The 16151-nt window shown below is 63.5% G+C and carries 14 protein-coding genes; 8 read left to right on the top strand and 6 right to left on the bottom strand.

Annotated features, from left to right (window positions below; translation table 11 throughout):
* Nucleotides 1-5 precede the first annotated feature (5 nt).
* Together AB0N65_RS13910 and AB0N65_RS13905 are read left to right on the top strand one after the other, a co-directional pair.
* Nucleotides 6-878 carry a carbohydrate ABC transporter permease gene (locus AB0N65_RS13910; protein ID WP_364162441.1) on the top strand — a complete coding sequence of 291 codons (873 nt, stop codon included), beginning with the start codon at nt 6-8 and terminating at the stop codon, nt 876-878.
* Between the two features lie 27 nt (nt 879-905).
* On the top strand, nt 906-2297 hold the full coding sequence (locus AB0N65_RS13905; protein WP_364162438.1) for a glycoside hydrolase family 32 protein: 1392 nt from the start codon (nt 906-908) through the stop codon (nt 2295-2297).
* A 9-nt stretch (nt 2298-2306) separates the two neighbouring features.
* Here the strand turns inward: AB0N65_RS13905 and AB0N65_RS13900 are convergent, their stop codons facing one another.
* A complete protein-coding gene (locus AB0N65_RS13900) occupies nt 2307-3359 on the bottom strand; it encodes a LacI family DNA-binding transcriptional regulator (protein ID WP_364162435.1) in 1053 nt (350 codons plus the stop codon).
* Between the two features lie 64 nt (nt 3360-3423).
* Nucleotides 3424-4053: a DUF2510 domain-containing protein gene (locus AB0N65_RS13895; RefSeq protein ID WP_364162432.1), complete on the bottom strand. Its 630-nt coding sequence runs from the start codon at nt 4051-4053 to the stop codon at nt 3424-3426.
* A 102-nt stretch (nt 4054-4155) separates the two neighbouring features.
* Here AB0N65_RS13895 and AB0N65_RS13890 point away from each other — a divergent pair, with 102 nt between their 5' ends.
* The 5 genes from AB0N65_RS13890 (at nt 4156) to AB0N65_RS13870 (ending at nt 11145) form a co-directional block, all read left to right on the top strand.
* Nucleotides 4156-4761: a hypothetical protein gene (locus AB0N65_RS13890; RefSeq protein ID WP_364162429.1), complete on the top strand. Its 606-nt coding sequence runs from the start codon at nt 4156-4158 to the stop codon at nt 4759-4761.
* 66 nt (nt 4762-4827) lie between these two features.
* On the top strand, nt 4828-5847 hold the full coding sequence (locus tag AB0N65_RS13885) for an o-succinylbenzoate synthase (protein ID WP_364162426.1): 1020 nt from the start codon (nt 4828-4830) through the stop codon (nt 5845-5847).
* A gap of 75 nt (nt 5848-5922) precedes the next feature.
* Nucleotides 5923-8010, top strand: coding sequence for a PhoX family phosphatase (locus tag AB0N65_RS13880; RefSeq protein ID WP_364162423.1), 2088 nt, complete (start codon nt 5923-5925; stop codon nt 8008-8010).
* Between the two features lie 264 nt (nt 8011-8274).
* Entirely contained in the window at nt 8275-9984 is a 1710-nt protein-coding gene (gene menD / locus AB0N65_RS13875; protein ID WP_364162421.1) for a 2-succinyl-5-enolpyruvyl-6-hydroxy-3-cyclohexene-1-carboxylic-acid synthase, read from the top strand.
* Between the two features lie 207 nt (nt 9985-10191).
* Complete coding sequence (locus tag AB0N65_RS13870) at nt 10192-11145, top strand: hypothetical protein (RefSeq protein ID WP_364162418.1); 954 nt, start codon at nt 10192-10194, stop codon at nt 11143-11145.
* A 118-nt stretch (nt 11146-11263) separates the two neighbouring features.
* On the opposite strand, the gene AB0N65_RS13865 is transcribed toward AB0N65_RS13870, so the two are convergent.
* The 4 genes from AB0N65_RS13865 to AB0N65_RS13850 all read right to left on the bottom strand — a co-directional run bounded on the left by AB0N65_RS13865 (nt 11264) and on the right by AB0N65_RS13850 (nt 15277).
* On the bottom strand, nt 11264-12058 hold the full coding sequence (locus tag AB0N65_RS13865) for an amino acid ABC transporter ATP-binding protein (protein WP_364162416.1): 795 nt from the start codon (nt 12056-12058) through the stop codon (nt 11264-11266).
* Between the two features lie 11 nt (nt 12059-12069).
* Nucleotides 12070-12861 carry an amino acid ABC transporter permease gene (locus AB0N65_RS13860; RefSeq protein WP_364162414.1) on the bottom strand — a complete coding sequence of 264 codons (792 nt, stop codon included), beginning with the start codon at nt 12859-12861 and terminating at the stop codon, nt 12070-12072.
* A 110-nt stretch (nt 12862-12971) separates the two neighbouring features.
* Nucleotides 12972-13769 carry an ABC transporter substrate-binding protein gene (locus AB0N65_RS13855; protein WP_364162411.1) on the bottom strand — a complete coding sequence of 266 codons (798 nt, stop codon included), beginning with the start codon at nt 13767-13769 and terminating at the stop codon, nt 12972-12974.
* Between the two features lie 158 nt (nt 13770-13927).
* Nucleotides 13928-15277: an isochorismate synthase gene (locus AB0N65_RS13850; protein WP_364162408.1), complete on the bottom strand. Its 1350-nt coding sequence runs from the start codon at nt 15275-15277 to the stop codon at nt 13928-13930.
* A 91-nt stretch (nt 15278-15368) separates the two neighbouring features.
* Between AB0N65_RS13850 and AB0N65_RS13845 the strand changes: the two genes are divergently transcribed.
* Nucleotides 15369-16142: a demethylmenaquinone methyltransferase gene (locus AB0N65_RS13845; protein WP_364162406.1), complete on the top strand. Its 774-nt coding sequence runs from the start codon at nt 15369-15371 to the stop codon at nt 16140-16142.
* Nucleotides 16143-16151: the final 9 nt, after the last annotated feature.

Raw genomic sequence — 16151 nt, 5'->3', positions numbered from 1 at the left:
CCGCCATGACCATCATTTCTGATCGCGTTGAAACCACGGCGCCCGTTGTCACTCGGAAGAAGCGCGACTGGTCCGTTGCCGGGCGCGTCGCCGTCTTGCTGATCGCCTCCGTCTTTGTCCTGGGACCCGTTCTCTGGACGCTGTCCACGTCGCTGCGGCCGCCGTCGGAATCGTTCAAACTGCCGCCCGCCTTCCTGCCGCTCGACCCCGATTTCACGTCCTACGGGCAGGTGTTCAAGCAGCTCAACATCGTGCTGCTGGTGCTGAACAGTGCGCTCGTGACCGGGCTGATCGCGGTCGGGCAGATGGTGACCGCTGCCTTGGCGGGTTACGCGTTTGCGCACCTTCGCTTTCGAGGGCGCGGGGCGCTGTTCTCGATCGTGCTCGCGACCATGATGGTGCCGGCGCAGGTGACGATCGTGCCCGTGTTCATGCTGATCCGCGGCGTGGGGCTTTCGGACACGCTGCTCGCGTTGATCCTTCCGGCCATCCCGACGGCGTTCGGCACCTTCTTGATGCGCCAGTACTTCATGGGGTTGCCGGGTGAGCTCGCTGAAGCGGCAGCGATCGACGGCGCCTCGCCATGGCGGACCTTCCGCTCGGTGTATGCGCCGCTGGCGATGCCGGGCCTGGCGATCGTGGGCATCTTGGCGTTCAACTTCCACTGGAACGAATTCTTCAGGCCCCTGATCATGACCATCTCGGAGCAGAATTTCACGCTGCCGCTGGGCCTGGTCTCGCTGCAGGGCAACCTCGGCACCGGAAGCATCTCCGTGGTACTCGCCGGCGTTGTCCTCTCCATGATTCCTGCGCTGGTGGTGTTCATGTTCGGCCAGCGCGCGCTGCAGGACGGACTCACCGCAGGTACGGGCAAATAGATTTTCCTTCTCACTGAAAGGGTTCCAATGACGGACCTTGCACTCTCTTCCTTAGCGGCTGCAGCCGTGCATCCGGACCCGGCGTTCCCGCGCTTCCATCCGCGACCGGCCCGAGGATGGATCAACGACCCCAACGGGATCAGCTACATCAACGGCCGCTACCACGTTTTCTTCCAGTACAACCCCGAGTCCGCCCGGCACCGGCAGATCCAATGGGGCCACGTGAGCTCTGCGGATCTGGTGCACTGGGAGGAGCACCCGGTTGCACTTTCGCCGCAGCCTGGGGGACCGGACTCTGCAGGTTGCTGGACCGGTGTGGTCACATCAGATGGTGGAGTGCCAACCGCCGCATATTCGGGTGTGCGTGACCATGGAGGGCACTCACAGGTAGTGATTGCCCGCGGTTCCTTGGACTTGGTTACGTGGAAGCAGGACGGCCATGTTGCTGCCTCCATGCCAGCGGATCCCTTGGTAACTGCGGTCCGTGATCCGTTCATCTTCCACTTCAACGGAGCGCGGTATGCAGTGCAGGGCGCAGGTCTTGCTGATGGCCGCGCCGCTTTGTTGCTGTACACCGTGGAGTCTCTTGATGATTGGAAGTACCAAGGCATCTGGCTCACCTCGGCCGATCCTGTTGCTGCTGCGTTTGCGCCGGCGGAGATCTGGGAATGCCCGCAGTTGGTGCAGGTACCGTCTTCTTCTGGCTCAGCATGGGTGATGATGTTCTCCCTCTGGCTTTCCGGCGACGACCACGAGCACGCCAACGGCGTAGGCCACTTGGTCGGGTCCCTTTCGGCGGATCCCGTTTCCGGGCTGCCTGTGTTCACGCCTTCGTCCGGTGGAAAGTCGGACTTTGGCAAGGACTTCTATGCGCCCCAAGTTGTGCAGCTTTCGGTTGGTTCGACGCCTAAGGCTCTGCTGTGGGGCTGGGCCAACGAAGGTCCCGGACGTGACGGGCGGCGGGGCCGCACCCAGGAAGAAATCGACGACGCCGGGTGGTCGGGTGTCCTGACGCATCCGCGCCTCCTGTCCGTGGTTGACGGGGAGTTGGTTGTGTCTCCCGTGCCCGAGATCGATGCGTATCGGGGGTCGCTCGTGGCTTCCGGTGTCTCAGCGGCCGTGGAGGTTCCGGGGTTTGCCGAGGTTCGGGTGACTGGTTCCGTGGTGACTGGTTCCGCCGGGATCGTGGAGTTGGCCCTGGTGTCCGGTGCCGGGGACGCGGCCCAGGTTGTTTATTCGGGATCCGTGGCCGCGGGCGAGGAGCTCCGGATCTTCGTCGATGCTTCGCTCGTGGAGGTGTATCGTGCCGGCTCTGTGGCCACGACGCTCCGTGCATACCCCGCCCCCGACGAGTTATGGCAGCTCACCCTGCCCAAAGGCGCGACCGCCGATGTCTGGGAGCTGACCCTCCCGGAGTAGCTCTCGGCACTATCGGGTGGGCACGGGGCCCGTCGATTCGCGCACGACCAATCGGCAGGGCACCATTGTTTCCACTGAGGATGCGGGGTCGTCCTGGGCTCTTCCCTCAATCGTGTCCAAAAGTGTGGTCATGGCAGCTCGGCCTATCTCCCGCAACGGCAGGGCCATGGATGTGAGAGCCGGAACCATGGTGTCGGCGATCCTTGCTTCATCGTCGTAGCCCATCACGGAGAGGTCGCCAGGAATGTGGAGGCCAAGGCGGGCTGCGGCGAGGGCTACGCCGACTGCGAGGCGATCGTTGGCACACATGATGGCCGTCGGCCGCTCAGCCGGGGACGCGCCGTCGAGCATTTTCATGGCGCCGTGGAAGCCGGCGTCGATGTCCCATCCGGCCATGATGATCCGGCCCTCGTTGACGTTCAACTGCGCAGCAGCGTGTGCGTCGCGGTAGCCCTGCACACGGAGGGGAGCGGCCGGTGAATCTGCTGCCCCGGCAAGGAGGGCGATGTCCCGGTGCCCCAACTCCAGCAAGTGCTCCGCTGCCTCGCGTCCGCCCGTGATTTCGTCGGGGATGACGTGGTGCAATTGCGGCTCGGGGCTGCTGTCATAGCAGTTGGCCAGCACGGACGGCACGCGGAGCATGCCATGGGGGACATCGAGTGGCTTGAGGCCAACGGTGACGTACATGAGCCCATCCACTTGGCGATCCAGGAGGGTCTCGATTGCGCTCGCATCCCGTGCTGCGTCGCGCTCTGTGTCCATGACTACTGTGACGAATCCGCGGCTGCGGGCGACGTCGTCTGCGCCGCCGATGATGTTGCCGTCAAAGGGGCTGACCACTACTTCGTCGGAAACGATCCCGATCACGCGGGAACGCTGGTTCCGCAAACTGAGGGCGATGGCGTTGGGCGAGTAGTTCAGTTCCTGCGCGGCGAGGCGGATCCGGTCCTGGCTCTCCTTGGCCACATTGCCGTCGCCGCGGCCGTTGAGCACCAACGAGACCGCACTCCTGGACACCCCTGCCCTTTTGGCGACGTCCAGTGCTGTGGCCTTGCGGTTCATACGGCAGTTCCTTTCCAGCGGATAATCAGCAGTCTACCTAACGCGTGTGAGGATGCTTACTGCGCTAGGCGTTTACTGAGTACCCGAACTGGGAGTACAACGCTTGCATCATGGAGGACATCCAGATACTGGCCACCACCAAGCTGATGATGGTCATACCGATCGTCGCCCACACAGGCCACAGGCCCCGGTTGGGTGCCACCTTCCGCACGATCACGGACCGGCCAATGATGTAGACCACCGGGCTCAGGAACGTCCACGCCCAGTGGAAAGGACGCACGACGCCGGAACGCACCAACCGTTGACGGTCCAGGAAGGCGAACCACACCGACAAGGCATAGATGACGAAACCTGAAATTTGTAGCGCGAAATACGTGGGTGTGTAGATCGAGAACGGGTCGATGGTGGTGACGCCTTGGCGCGTGGTCATGGTTCGAAACTCGGGCTGCCACGTGAACAGCAGCAACAGGCTGACCAATGGCAGGAGGACTATGGCCCAGATGAACGGGTTGTAGACCGGCGTTTCGGCGCTGACCAGCACTCGCGGCGTTTTGTACAGTGCTTGAAATTGAACGTTCACCGGCGTCAAGTGTGCCGTCCACTGCACGCCGTCCCACCAGCGCAATTGGCGGGGATCCATGGGGTCGGGGTACCAACCGGCCGGCGTAGCGGAACCGTGTGCTGCTTGTGTCATGTTTCCCCCGAAGTGAGTCGTGATTCAGAGGATAGCGCGGTTCAGCGCTCTCGTTTATTAGGTCACCCTCCCTTTACCCCTGTGGCGGTGCAAGGATGAAGCATGACGTTCTTCGACGACCTCCCTGAACCACCCCCAAGGCCGCGCCAACCCCAGCCGCTGCGCTCTGGCTGGTCCGGTCCGCCGTCGGACGAACTGCCTGGAGTGGTCCCCATCGGTGAGTTCATCCACAACAGTCCCCGGATGGTGATGGCGTTGAAGTCAGTGGAGGTGTACTCCACCGGGTGTGTCCTCGACGTCGTGTGGATAGTGCGCCGGGGGGAAGAAACGGACAGGGAATGGCGCGACGTGATGGACCAGGGATTCAACCATCCCGGGTCCTCTCTTTCGGCGGACGTCGGGCTCATGGTGGGCGTCGGCTACCCTGACGGACGCAAAGCCATCGCATCCCGCCCAACCCCGTCCATGTTCGAGGACGATGACGTGACCGGCCCGGTCCTCACCATGATTGGCGGCGGCGGTGGCAGCGGTAATGACGACATGGTTCAGTCATCAGCACACTACTGGCTGTGGCCCCTTCCGCTCGAGGGCGATACCCGGCTCGTAGCCAAGTGGGAAGGGCTGGGCATGGACGAGGCTTCTGTTGTCTTGTCCGGTGAGCAAGTGGGCGAGGCACTGGGACGGGTCCGGAGGTTCTGGACGGACTAGGGCGGGTTTTCCACATAGCCTCACACGAGGGCTGAGGGCCGTTGGAGGCGCCGGTACAGTGACACTATGCCCGTTGAGATCCCACCGCTCGAAGAACTTCTCGATGCCGCCCACGTTGTTTCGTTGCCCATGCGCGTCAAGTTCCGCGGCATCATGGAGCGCGAAACGCTCCTTCTGAAAGGGCCGGTCGGTTGGGGTGAATTCTGCCCCTTTCCGGAATACGACGACGACGAATCCTCCCGTTGGTTGTGCTCCGCCTTGGAAGCGGGCTGGCTGGGTTTCCCCCCGGCGCTTCGGGACAGGATTCCCGTGAACGCCACGGTTCCCGCAGTCCCCGCCGATCGAGTACCGGACGTGCTGGCCAGGTTTGGCCGCATTGATGCGGTGAAGATCAAGGTTGCAGAGCGGGGACAGGGTCTGGCCGACGACGTCGCCCGCGTCGCCGCGGTCCGCAAGGAAATCCCGGATGCTGCCCTGCGCGTGGATGCCAACGGGGGCTGGGATGTAGATCAGGCCGTGGAGGCGCTCGGTGCGTTGTCGGTCCTGGGGCTTGAGTATGCCGAACAACCGGTTCCAACCATTGAAGGACTGGCTGAGGTGCGTCGCCGGCTCTCTAAAGCAGGAACCCCTGTACTGATCGCGGCAGATGAAAGCGTCCGGAAGGAAAACGACCCCCTTCGGGTGGCCAAAGCCGGAGCCGCCGACCTCATCGTGGTCAAGGTAGCGCCGCTTGGGGGAGTGGCGCGCGCCCTGGACATCGTCGCCCAAGCCGGGCTGCCCGCCGTCGTGAGTTCCGCCTTGGATACGTCCGTTGGCATCCGGGCCGGACTGGCGCTCGCAGCAGCACTGCCGTCTCTCCCCTACGCGTGCGGCCTGGGCACGGTTTCGCTTTTCCAATCGGATATCAGCCGGGATCCTTTGGTAGCGGACGACGGCGAAATCCGTTTGCGGGAGGCCGTCGCCGATCCCGGGCTACTGGAGCAGTACGCGGCATCGGGGGAGCGTCGGGATTGGTGGCTTGAGAGGCTTCGCCGGGTGCACGCCGTGCTGGCTTCTTCGGGGCAAGGTTTGTTCACCGAGTCTTAACCAGAGAGTCCTCTCGGATTCGGTTTCCGCTGAAAGGCTCACAGGGAACCCCGTTCGAACTCTGGAAGGTCCCCCATGTCTGAAACCACCGGACGCACGTTTCCGTTGCTTCCCATGCTCGGCCACACCAAGGGTAAGCGCAGCGCCGTAACCTGCGCCCTGAAGTGTGACAACGCCTGCTCGGGCGACGTTTGTAACACGAGCTCCAACGGTTATTTCCGCGACATCGCCGCCACGGCAATGTCCCGTCGTGCCGCCCTGGGCCTCGGCGCTGCAGGTGCTCTCGCGATCGTTCTCGGCGGTGCAGTAACCGGTACCGATTCCGCAGTGGCCGATGGCGGGCAGGGACTGTCCAACGCTGCAAAGAAGGGCTTCGAGAAGTCCAAGCTTCAGTTCACGGCCATCAAGCCCGTGGACGCCTCCGTGGATGCCTTCACCGTCCCGGAGGGCTTCGATTGGAAGCCCATCATCCGCTGGGGCGATCCGCTGTTCTCTGATTCGCCGGCCTTCGACCTCCACGCGCAGACCGCTGCTGCACAGGCACGCCAGTTCGGCTACAACAACGACTACACGGACATCCTTCCGATCCCCGGGTCCAAGGACCGCCGTGCGGTGCTGTTCGCAAACCACGAGTACACCAACGAAAAGATCATGCTCCCCAAGGACTTTGATGCCAAGGAGACCCGCGCCATTGGCCGCGCAGGTCACGGCCTCACAGTGGTTGAGCTGGAGCGCAAGAACAAGAACCAGCCGTGGAGCTACGTTCAGGGTGCACCCCTGAACCGTCGCTTCCTCACGGACACCACTTACGAATTGACCGGCCCTGCGGCCGGCACCAACCTGGTCAAGACCATCGATGACCCCGAGGGCCGGTGGATCAAGGGCACCTTGGGCAACTGTGCAGGCGGCACCACCCCGTGGGGCACCATTCTCTCCGGTGAAGAGAACTTCAACGGCTACTTCGCTGCTCCGGGTACCAGCGACGGCGACAAGCGCTACGGCATTACACCCACCGCCACCGCCCGCGGATGGGAACTCGACGAACCGCGCTTCGACACCCGCAACGCCGGCTACGCCAACGAGACCAACCGCTTCGGCTGGATTGTGGAAGTGGATCCGTTCAACCCCGACTCCACCCCGAAGAAGCACTCCGCCATGGGGCGCTTCAAGCACGAGGGCGCCAATGTGATTGTCGCCCCGAACGGTCGAGTTGTTGCGTACATGGGCGACGACGAGCGCTTCGATTACCTCTACAAGTTCGTCTCCAAGGGCACGTACCAGCCGGGCGACTCCGCAGCTGCCCGGGAAAACAACATGAACCTGCTGTCCGAGGGTGACCTCTACGTGGCACGCTTCACGGGCGACTCCCCGGTAGCCGAAATCGACGGATCAGGAAAGCTGCCTGCCGACGGGGCGTTCGATGGTACCGGCGAATGGCTGCCCCTGGTTGTCAACGGCGAGTCCGCTGTTGACGGAATGACCGTTGCCGAGGTCCTCGTCTACACCCGAATTGCCGCCGACAAGGTTGGCCCCACCAAGATGGACCGTTGCGAAGACGTAGAGCCCAACCCTTTCACCGGCAAGGTCTACGTTGCCTGCACCAACAACTCGGACCGCGGCAAGACCGGCAAGGAAGGCGCCACGGAGGTGAACCCCCGCACGCTGAACCGCGACGGTCACATCGTCGAAATCACGGAAGGGCCGGACCAGGTGGGCACCAAGTTCAATTGGACGCTGCTTCTGGTTGCCGGCGATCCCGCGAAGAACAACTCCACCTATTTCGCAGGTTTCCCGAAGGACAAGGTTTCACCGATCTCCTGCCCGGACAACGTGGCGTTCGATTCCGTCGGAAACCTCTGGATTTCCACCGACGGCGCCCCCGGTGTCATCGGCTACAACGACGGTCTCTTCAAGGTCACCTTGGAAGGTGCTGAGCGCGGAAAGGTGGAGCAGTTCCTGGCCGTTCCGCGCGACGCCGAGACCTGTGGCCCGATCATCCACGATGACGAGCGCACTGTGTTCGTCGCAGTACAGCACCCGGGTGAAGACGGCTCGTTCGCTGAGCAGTTCTCGCTCTTCCCCGACTACGTCCGCGACGGGAACCCTGGTCCCGGCCAGGCGGCGGCACCGCGTCCGTCAGTAGTGCAGGTCTTCCGCAAGTAGTTCGACCGCGCAACGCTCCTCCACCTCGGCCCGGGGTGGAGGAGCGTTCTGCGTTAAGGGGTATTCGGTGAGAGACGGTTGGGGATTTGGGGGTATTCGGTGAGAGAGCGTCCGGGGTTACCGACGCTCTCTCACGTATGGCCGCTTTTTGGGGATCGCTCTCTCACGTATGGCTGCCTTTTGGCGATCCCTCTCTCACGTATGGCTGCCTTTTGGCGATCCCTCTCGCACTTTCGGCCGGCGGGGCGCCCATAGACTGGAACGGTGACTTCCCAGGACTCTCTGACATCCATCGCCGCCGCCAGGATCGCCGTCACTGCACTGCTGGACGGCGGTGTGCGGCATGTGGTGGTCGCGCCGGGTTCGCGTTCCGCGCCCATGGCCTACGCCCTCGCCGAAGCGGAAGCCGCTGGAAAGGTCATCCTCCACGTCAGGATCGACGAACGGGACGCGGGATTCACCGCACTCGGCCTCGCCCTCGCAACCGAAGCGCCTGCCGCCGTGGTCACCACCTCGGGTACCGCCGTCGGGAATCTGTTGCCGGCAGTCATGGAGGCCAACCACGCTGCGGTCCCGCTGGTGGTGGTGTCGGCGGACCGTCCCGAGGAACTCCACGGTACCGGGGCGAACCAGACCACCATCCAACTCGATCTTTTCGGTGAGCACGTACGTTTCGCCGTCGACGTCGCTGCCGGGGACAACCCGCAACGCTCAGTTGCCACCGCCATCTACGCTGCGACCGGGGCGCTGGAGGACACGCCGCCCGGGCCTGTCCAAGTGAACCTTGCGTTCCGGGATCCGCTGGTACCGGCGGCCGGTGACGCCCTTCCCCCTGCCGCCGGGCACAGCGTTTTCCATTACGACGCCGGTCCCCAGGCACTCGATCTTCCGGCGGCTCCCGCTTCGCTGCCTGAGCGACGCACAGTGGTCCTGGCGGGCCACGACGCCGGCCCGGTAGCCGAGGCTTTCGCGCGCGCCCACGGACTTCCCCTCCTTGCGGAGCCGTCGTCTAATGCGCGCTTCGGCCCCAATGCTGTAGGTCCGTACCGGGTGCTGTTGGACCACTTCGGTCCGGAGTCTGGATTCCCGATCGAGCGTGTGGTTTTGTTCGGCCGGGCGACGCTTTCCCGGCCTGTCGCGGCTCTTTTGGCACGCGCGTCCGTGGAATCTGCCATCTACCAACCGGTTCCCGTGGCCTGGTACGAGGCCGGCCGACGCCCCGAAACGCCGATTGAAACCCTGCCTGAACTGGCGGAATTTTCCGGTCGCGGATCGGCGGAATGGCTTGACTCCTGGCTGCTCGCAGGGGCCGCTGCCCAGCACGCGCTGGACGGCGTGCTGTCCGGGGAGCCCCTTGCAGTCGGGCCTGCCGTTGGGGCGGCCGTCTGGGAAGACACACGCGGAAAACTCGTGCTCGGGTCCTCCAACGGCATCCGTGACGTCGATCTCGCCGGCCAGCCCCATCCCGAACCCATCGCTACCGTTTACGCCAACCGCGGTCTCGCCGGCATTGACGGCACCCTCGCCACGGCCACAGGAATCGCGCTGGGTAGCGGCCGTGAAACCACGGTCTTCCTCGGCGACGTCACCTTCCTCCACGATGCCGGGGGTCTCCTCCTTGGCCAGGGCGAACCCGTCCCGGACCTGCGCATCGTGGTCCTCAACGACTCCGGCGGCGCGATCTTCGGCCTGCTCGAACACGGCGCGGTGGAAGACTCAGGCGCCTACGGCACCGCCGTCGAACGCCTCTTTGGTACCCCGCACTCAGTGGACATCGCGGCACTTGCCGCTGCGTACGGCGTCGGGCATCGGGCCGTAAGTACGACGGCGGAACTCACCGAGGCACTTAAGTCACCGCTGAAGGGCCGCACCATCGTGGAAGTGCGCGTGGACCGGGTGGGCCTGCGCGGACTCCATGCTCGGATCAAAGAGGCCGTCTCCAGTGCCGTGGGCCAGGTGTTGACCGCAGGGTAGCCGTGACACCCGAATCCGGGTGCGCCTGGCTCCCTGATTCGCGCTACGCAAACGGGCTGCCGACACCCAAATGTGGGCGGCGTGGGCGCTTTTCCGTGTCGCGGCTGAACGAGGCTGTCCCGCGTGGTGCGGTGAAACCGTTCGAATATTTCCACATATGGCAGGCCGAGCCTACTCCGCGGTTTGGCATGGCCGAAGACTGGGGCTATGCGGAGGCTACCCAAACTGATTCTTGCCAAGGATTTATCCCTCATCGGCGAAAATTCGAGGAAACTGTCGGAGGCCGCCAGGGCCGGAAAGCTCGTGAGGATCCGGCACGGTGTGTATGTGGACGCCCAGAGGTGGGCGGCACTCGAGCAATGGAATCGGTACTCTCTCAAGATTGAGGCAGCGGCCGAAACATTCCTGTCCGCGACCGTCTTTTCTCACCACTCGGCGGCGTCCATCCACGGAATTCCCACCATCCTCGGGCGCCAGCCCATCCATGCCCTGACATCGTATTCCGGCGGCGGACGATCCCGGGCCGGCGTCAAGCGGCATTTTGTCGCAGCACCGCTTGTTCAGCCGCAGGAAGTGAATGGGTTCCTCGTCACTGACCCCATTCGCACCGTGCTGGATATTGCGGCCTCGGTGCCCTTTGCGGAGGCTGTTGTTCCGGTGGACTTCCTGCTATCCAGTGAACGTAACCGCAAGTCCGTAGAGAGGGATGCGCTTCTGAATGCCATTGACCACAGGTATTCGAAAGCAGCTCGAATGCGCATGGCTGCAGTTGTGCAGTTTGGCGTCACGAATTCAGGTTCGCCGGGCGAGTCCTACTGCCGCGGACTCATGCACGTGGCGGGCTTTGCTGCACCCGTGCTGCAGTATGGAATCCGGACGAAGTCGGGGACCGTCTACTCGGACTATTACTGGGAGGACGTCAGACTGGTGGGGGAGTTCGACGGTCGGGAGAAGTACATGAAGCCGGAGTACCTCAAGGGCCGGACGGCATCCCAGGTTGTCATCGATGAAAAGAACCGCGAGAACGCCATCCGGGCCACGGGCCGTGGTGTGGTCCGGCTGGTGTGGAGCGACCTGACGTTGGGCACGCTGGAACGCGAGCTTGAAGCAGCCGGGGTTCCACGCCGTCGTCGCGCTTCTTTGGGACACCCAAATTCGTAGGCGACGCGCAAACGGGAGGGCGACGCCCAAATATGGGTGTCGCCCTCCCGTTTCCGTGGCGCCAGCCAGAACGCGCGGCGCCAGCCAGAACGCGCGGCGCCAGCCGGCTTGCGTGGCGTCAGTCCTCTACGACGTCGATGTGCGTCGGATCAAGGACCCGGCGCAGGAACTCCTTGGTCCGCGGCTGTGAGGGGGCGCTGATGACGCGTTCCGCCGGACCTTCCTCCACCACGACGCCACCGTCCATGAAGACCACGCGGTCCGCCACTTCGCGGGCGAAGCCCATCTCGTGCGTCACCACGAGCATGGTCATGCCTTCCTGAGCGAGCTTGCGCATGACGGCAAGGACGTCCCCCACGGTCTCGGGGTCCAAGGCGGATGTGGGCTCGTCGAAAAGCATCAACTGCGGATCCATGGACAGCGCGCGGGCGATCGCGACGCGCTGCTGCTGTCCACCGGAGAGCTGGTCCGGGAAACGGTCCGCAAGGTGTCCCAGGCCTACGCGTTCCAGGTTGCGGCGTGCGACGTCGCCGGCCTGGGACTTGGACCGCTTGAGCACCTTCATCTGCGAGATGGTGCAGTTGTCCAAGACGCTCAGGTGCGGGAACAGGTTGAAGTGCTGGAACACCATTCCCACGCTTTGGCGCATGCGGTTGAGGTCGACGTCGGGGTCGGTTGCCTCAAACTTGCCCACGTTGATGGTGCCCGCGTTCGGCTGCTCGAGCAGGTTGACGCAGCGCAGGAGCGTTGACTTTCCAGAGCCGGAGGGTCCGATCAGGCACACTACTTGGCCCGGTTCGACGGAGAGCGAGATGCCTTTGAGGACCTCGTTGCTGCCGTAGGACTTCCGAAGGTCCTTGATGTCTACGCCGGCTGCGCGAACTGTCGCGGTGCTTCCGTTGGGGTTACTCATGACTGTCCTGCCTATCGCTTCGTCCGCGCGGAGCGGCTTTCGAACTTCCGTGCCAGGAGGCTCAAGGGGATGGTGATCACCAGATAGAAGGCGCCGGCCACGAGCAGCGGGGTCAACCCGGCGCCGAGACTGGAGATGCCATCACGGCCGAACTTGGTCAGCTCGTACTGGGAGACAGTGAGGCCGAGGACGTAGATCAGCGAGGAGTCCTTGGTGAGCAGGATGACCTCGTTGGTCAGCGGGGGCAGGACGATCTTGAATGCCTGGGGGATGACGATGGAAACCATGGCCCTCCAGTGCGGCATGCCGAGCGAGCGGGCTGCCTCCATCTGCCCCTTGGGAACTGCCTGCAGGCCGGCGCGGAGCGTTTCAGCGATGTAAGCCGCGGCCACCATACCCAACGACACCATCACGATGACGTTGACGTCCCATTGGATTCCGAAGGCCAGCGGCACACCGTAGCCAAAGGCGATAAAGACGAGCAGTGCGGGGACGCCGCGGAAGAACTCGATGTAGCCGGTGGCAATCCAGCGGTACAACGGGAAGGAGGAAAGCTTCATCAGGGCAAGCAGGAGGCCGCCCGACAAGCCCACTATGAAGCCGAGGGCCGTGTAGATGAGGGTGTTCTTCAGGCCTACCAGGAAAATATCCGGGAACATCGGGCCGATTTTGGCGAAGTTGAAGACGCTGTTTCCAACGGTCTTCCAATCCACGGCGAGGATCACTGCGGCCATGGCCACAACGAAGATCCCGGCCTGGACGTACAGACTGACTTTGGCGCGTTGACGTGCAGTCATTGCCATGGTGTTCTCACATTCGTGTTGCGCAGGTGGGGCCCCGTACGAACTGTTCCTTCAGAACATATCGTTACGGGGCCCCGCTTGCGTGGATTCAGGGAGCCGGGGGCTCGAAACTACTTGCCGGACTCGCCGAACCAGGTGGTCTTGAACTTTTCCAAGGTGCCGTCGTCGGTGATGCGCTTCAAGGTGCCGTTCACGGCATCGGCCATGGCGGTGTTGCCCTTCTTGATGGCAATGCCCAGCTTCTCTCCCGTTGCGTAGTCTTCAACGCGCTTGAGGTTCGAGTCGTCCTTGATGGCGTAGCCCAGGACGGAGCCGTTGCCCACGGCGGCGTCGATGGTGCCGGCCTTGAGGGCCTGGACCAGGAGTCCGGAGTCCTCGAACTGCTGGGCGTCGAGTCCCTTGTCCTTGGCGTACTGTGCACCGGTGGTGGCCTGCTGGACGCCCACCTTCTTGCCCTTGGCGCCGTCCAGGTTGGTGATGCCGGACGAGGAAGTGGCAACGAGGGTCAGGTCGTCGTCCATGTACGGGGTGGAGAAGTCCATGACGTTCTTGCGGACATCCGTGATGGAGATCGAGGAGATGGAGACGTCGCAGCCGGTCAGTGCGGTGCCGGTCTCGATTGCTTCGAAGGAGCTGTCCACCACGTTGAGTTCGGCCTTGAGGTCCTTGGCAACTTCTGCGGCGATGTCCATGTCGAAGCCGACGTTCTTGCCGTCCTTCTGGAATTCGAAGGGCTCGTAGGGGATGTCCGAGCAAACGGTGAGCTTGCCGGCGTTGATGAGTTGGGGACCCGAACCCGGGGAGGCGGCCGGGGTGGAGGAGCCACCGCAAGCGGTCAGGGCGAGGGCGCCTGCTGCGAGGACTGCTGCCATCTTGGTGCCGGACAGAACCGAACGGGAGATCTGCATGTTTTTTACCTTTTGTTGCAGTGGATGCTGAACTGAGTCGGTTTTAGTGTAGCGCCGAACATGAGATGTGCATCACAGGAAACGAAGTTTCACTATTGGATAACTACTTTAGCGAAGATGCAAGGGCACTTACAGAGTCCGAGTCTGGAATCCCGGAATCAACGGCTAATGCCGAGCGCCTCAAGCATCGGCCTGAACTTAGCCCATGTCTCGGCAAGCTCGGCCTCAGGCTGCGAGCCCTCCACGATCCCGCAACCCGCGTAAAGCCGCACCGTGTTGGCGTCCTCGATCACGGCGCCGCGCAGGGCAATGCCCCATTCGCCGTTGCCTGCAGCATCAAGCCAACCCACCGGGCCGGCATACGGTCCCCGGTCCAGATGCTCAAGTTTGCGGATCAAAGCGCCCGCCACCAAGGTAGGCGTTCCGCACACGGCCGCCGTTGGATGCAAGGCATTGATCAACGCCAGGCACGTTGGCACGTGGCCCTCGATGTCCGCCAGCTCGGCCTTCACATCGGACGCCAAATGCCACACGTTGGGAAGTTCAAGAATGAATGGCTCGCTGTGGGAGTTCATGGCCTCGGAGAACGGTGCCAGTTGCCGGGTCAGCGAATCGATCGCGATCTCATGCTCGTGCCGCTGCTTCTCGGATCCGGCCAGCACGCGTTCCGCGTAGGCCATGGGGGAGCCGTCAACGCCCTCCGCATCCCGGCGGTCCAATGTTCCTGCCAGTACGCGTGCTTGCGCAGTCCGGCCCTCCACCTGGATCAGCATTTCGGGTGTCGCCCCCACCAGGCCGTCGACGCCGTACGTCCAGCACTCCCGGTACCTCGCCGCGAGCTGGCGAAGCACCTCCGCAGCGTTGACTCCGGCTGGAAGGTTCGCGACGACGTCGCGCGCCAACACAAGCTTCTCCAACTTACCGGCGCGGATTTCCTCCACGCCGTTGGAGACAGCCTGCATCCAGTCGGCCTCCGAAAGGGAACCCCGGCTGAGGTGGCCGGCTGAACCGTCCGCTGCAACAGCCTCAGGTGACAGCCCGACGTCGGAACCTCCTGCCGCGGGCTCCTCACCGTTCCCGCCGGAAAGCCAGCGGTCAACGGCGGCGAGGACACCCGCCTCGGTGAGTTCGGCGTCGTCGAACGTCAACTGGGTTGCCCAGCCGCGGCCATCGCGGATGCCGACCACCAATTCCGGAAGGATCAACCGTGAAACGTGCGGAGAGGTCTTGGAGAACGCGAAGGAACCGAACGCGACGGGACCGGTGCCCGGCAGCTCAACATGATCGGTGATCCCGGCCTCAAGGATGAGGTGCCGCCACCAGATATCGGCTTCGAGGAACCGGTCCGGGCCTGTGGCATTGAAGCGCGTGAGCTCGCCGTAGCCAACGAGTCCGGCTTCGCGACGGGACCAGCAAAGCACGTCATCCCGCACCAGAAACGACGGCAGCCCCCCGGAGGACGATTCAACATCGAGGGGGACTGTCAAGGTGCGGAGCGTGCTGGTCATGATGGAACTACAGTACTCCCGGGCGCAAGCAGAACCCTCCCCTTCTTCTACAAGGCAGCAAACTTGGCGGAATGTCTGCGACAATTGCAGGGTGAACCGAGCATCCTTGGAAAAGCGTCCGGACGAAGTTGCGACGATGTTTGACGATGTCGCCCCCAAATACGACGTCGTAAATGACGTTCTCTCAATGGGACAGACCCGGCGGTGGCGCCGGATCGTCGTGGATGCCATGGATGTGAAGGCGGGCCAGCGCGTTCTGGACCTCGCCGCGGGAACGGGTTCCTCCAGCGAGCCGTATGCCGATGCAGGCGTGGATGTTGTCGCGTGCGATTTCTCCCTGGGGATGCTCAAAGTGGGCAAGCGCCGCCGCCCGGACATTGACTTCATTGCCGGCGACGCTACCAACCTGCCGTTCGCGGACAACAGCTTTGATGCAAGCACCATCTCCTTCGGCCTGCGCAACGTCAACGAACCCCACAAAGCCCTGGCCGAGATGCTTCGCGTCACCAAGCCCGGCGGTCGCCTGGTCATCGCCGAGTTCTCCCAGCCCGTGGTTCCGTTGTGGCGCAACCTTTACACCGAATATCTGATGCGTGCGCTGCCGGCCATCGCCACCAAGGTCTCCTCCAACCCGGACGCCTACGTGTACCTGGCGGAGTCCATCCGTGCCTGGCCGGACCAGGACCACCTTGCCCAATGGCTGGCCGATGCCGGCTGGACCGATATCACATACCGCAACCTGAGTGGTGGAATCGTTGCCGTCCACCGCGCCCAAAAACCGGCCGAGCACCGCGAAAGTGTTCCCGTCGCCAAGCTGCGCCGCCAGATCAAACCCCGCCGGCAGACCGGCACCCAGTCGGGCTGACTTAGGACA

Origin of the sequence: Paenarthrobacter sp. NPDC089322, from assembly GCF_040684895.1 — a bacterium.
In the GTDB taxonomy this organism is placed as follows: Bacteria; Actinomycetota; Actinomycetes; order Actinomycetales; family Micrococcaceae; genus Arthrobacter.
The sequence above is the reverse complement of the archived record's forward strand: the minus strand, read 5'-3'. Positions and strand labels throughout refer to the sequence as shown.

What these genes read in the sequence shown, in the direction of transcription:
- AB0N65_RS13910 (WP_364162441.1), top strand. Translation starts at nt 6, where the DNA reads ATGACCATCATTTCTGATCGCGTTGAAACCACGGCGCCCGTTGTCACT.
- AB0N65_RS13905 (WP_364162438.1), top strand. Translation starts at nt 906, where the DNA reads ATGACGGACCTTGCACTCTCTTCCTTAGCGGCTGCAGCCGTGCATCCG.
- AB0N65_RS13900 (WP_364162435.1), bottom strand. Translation starts at nt 3,359, where the DNA reads ATGAACCGCAAGGCCACAGCACTGGACGTCGCCAAAAGGGCAGGGGTG.
- AB0N65_RS13895 (WP_364162432.1), bottom strand. Translation starts at nt 4,053, where the DNA reads ATGACACAAGCAGCACACGGTTCCGCTACGCCGGCCGGTTGGTACCCC.
- AB0N65_RS13890 (WP_364162429.1), top strand. Translation starts at nt 4,156, where the DNA reads ATGACGTTCTTCGACGACCTCCCTGAACCACCCCCAAGGCCGCGCCAA.
- AB0N65_RS13885 (WP_364162426.1), top strand. Translation starts at nt 4,828, where the DNA reads ATGCCCGTTGAGATCCCACCGCTCGAAGAACTTCTCGATGCCGCCCAC.
- AB0N65_RS13880 (WP_364162423.1), top strand. Translation starts at nt 5,923, where the DNA reads ATGTCTGAAACCACCGGACGCACGTTTCCGTTGCTTCCCATGCTCGGC.
- AB0N65_RS13870 (WP_364162418.1), top strand. Translation starts at nt 10,192, where the DNA reads ATGCGGAGGCTACCCAAACTGATTCTTGCCAAGGATTTATCCCTCATC.
- AB0N65_RS13865 (WP_364162416.1), bottom strand. Translation starts at nt 12,058, where the DNA reads ATGAGTAACCCCAACGGAAGCACCGCGACAGTTCGCGCAGCCGGCGTA.
- AB0N65_RS13860 (WP_364162414.1), bottom strand. Translation starts at nt 12,861, where the DNA reads ATGGCAATGACTGCACGTCAACGCGCCAAAGTCAGTCTGTACGTCCAG.
- AB0N65_RS13855 (WP_364162411.1), bottom strand. Translation starts at nt 13,769, where the DNA reads ATGCAGATCTCCCGTTCGGTTCTGTCCGGCACCAAGATGGCAGCAGTC.
- AB0N65_RS13850 (WP_364162408.1), bottom strand. Translation starts at nt 15,277, where the DNA reads ATGACCAGCACGCTCCGCACCTTGACAGTCCCCCTCGATGTTGAATCG.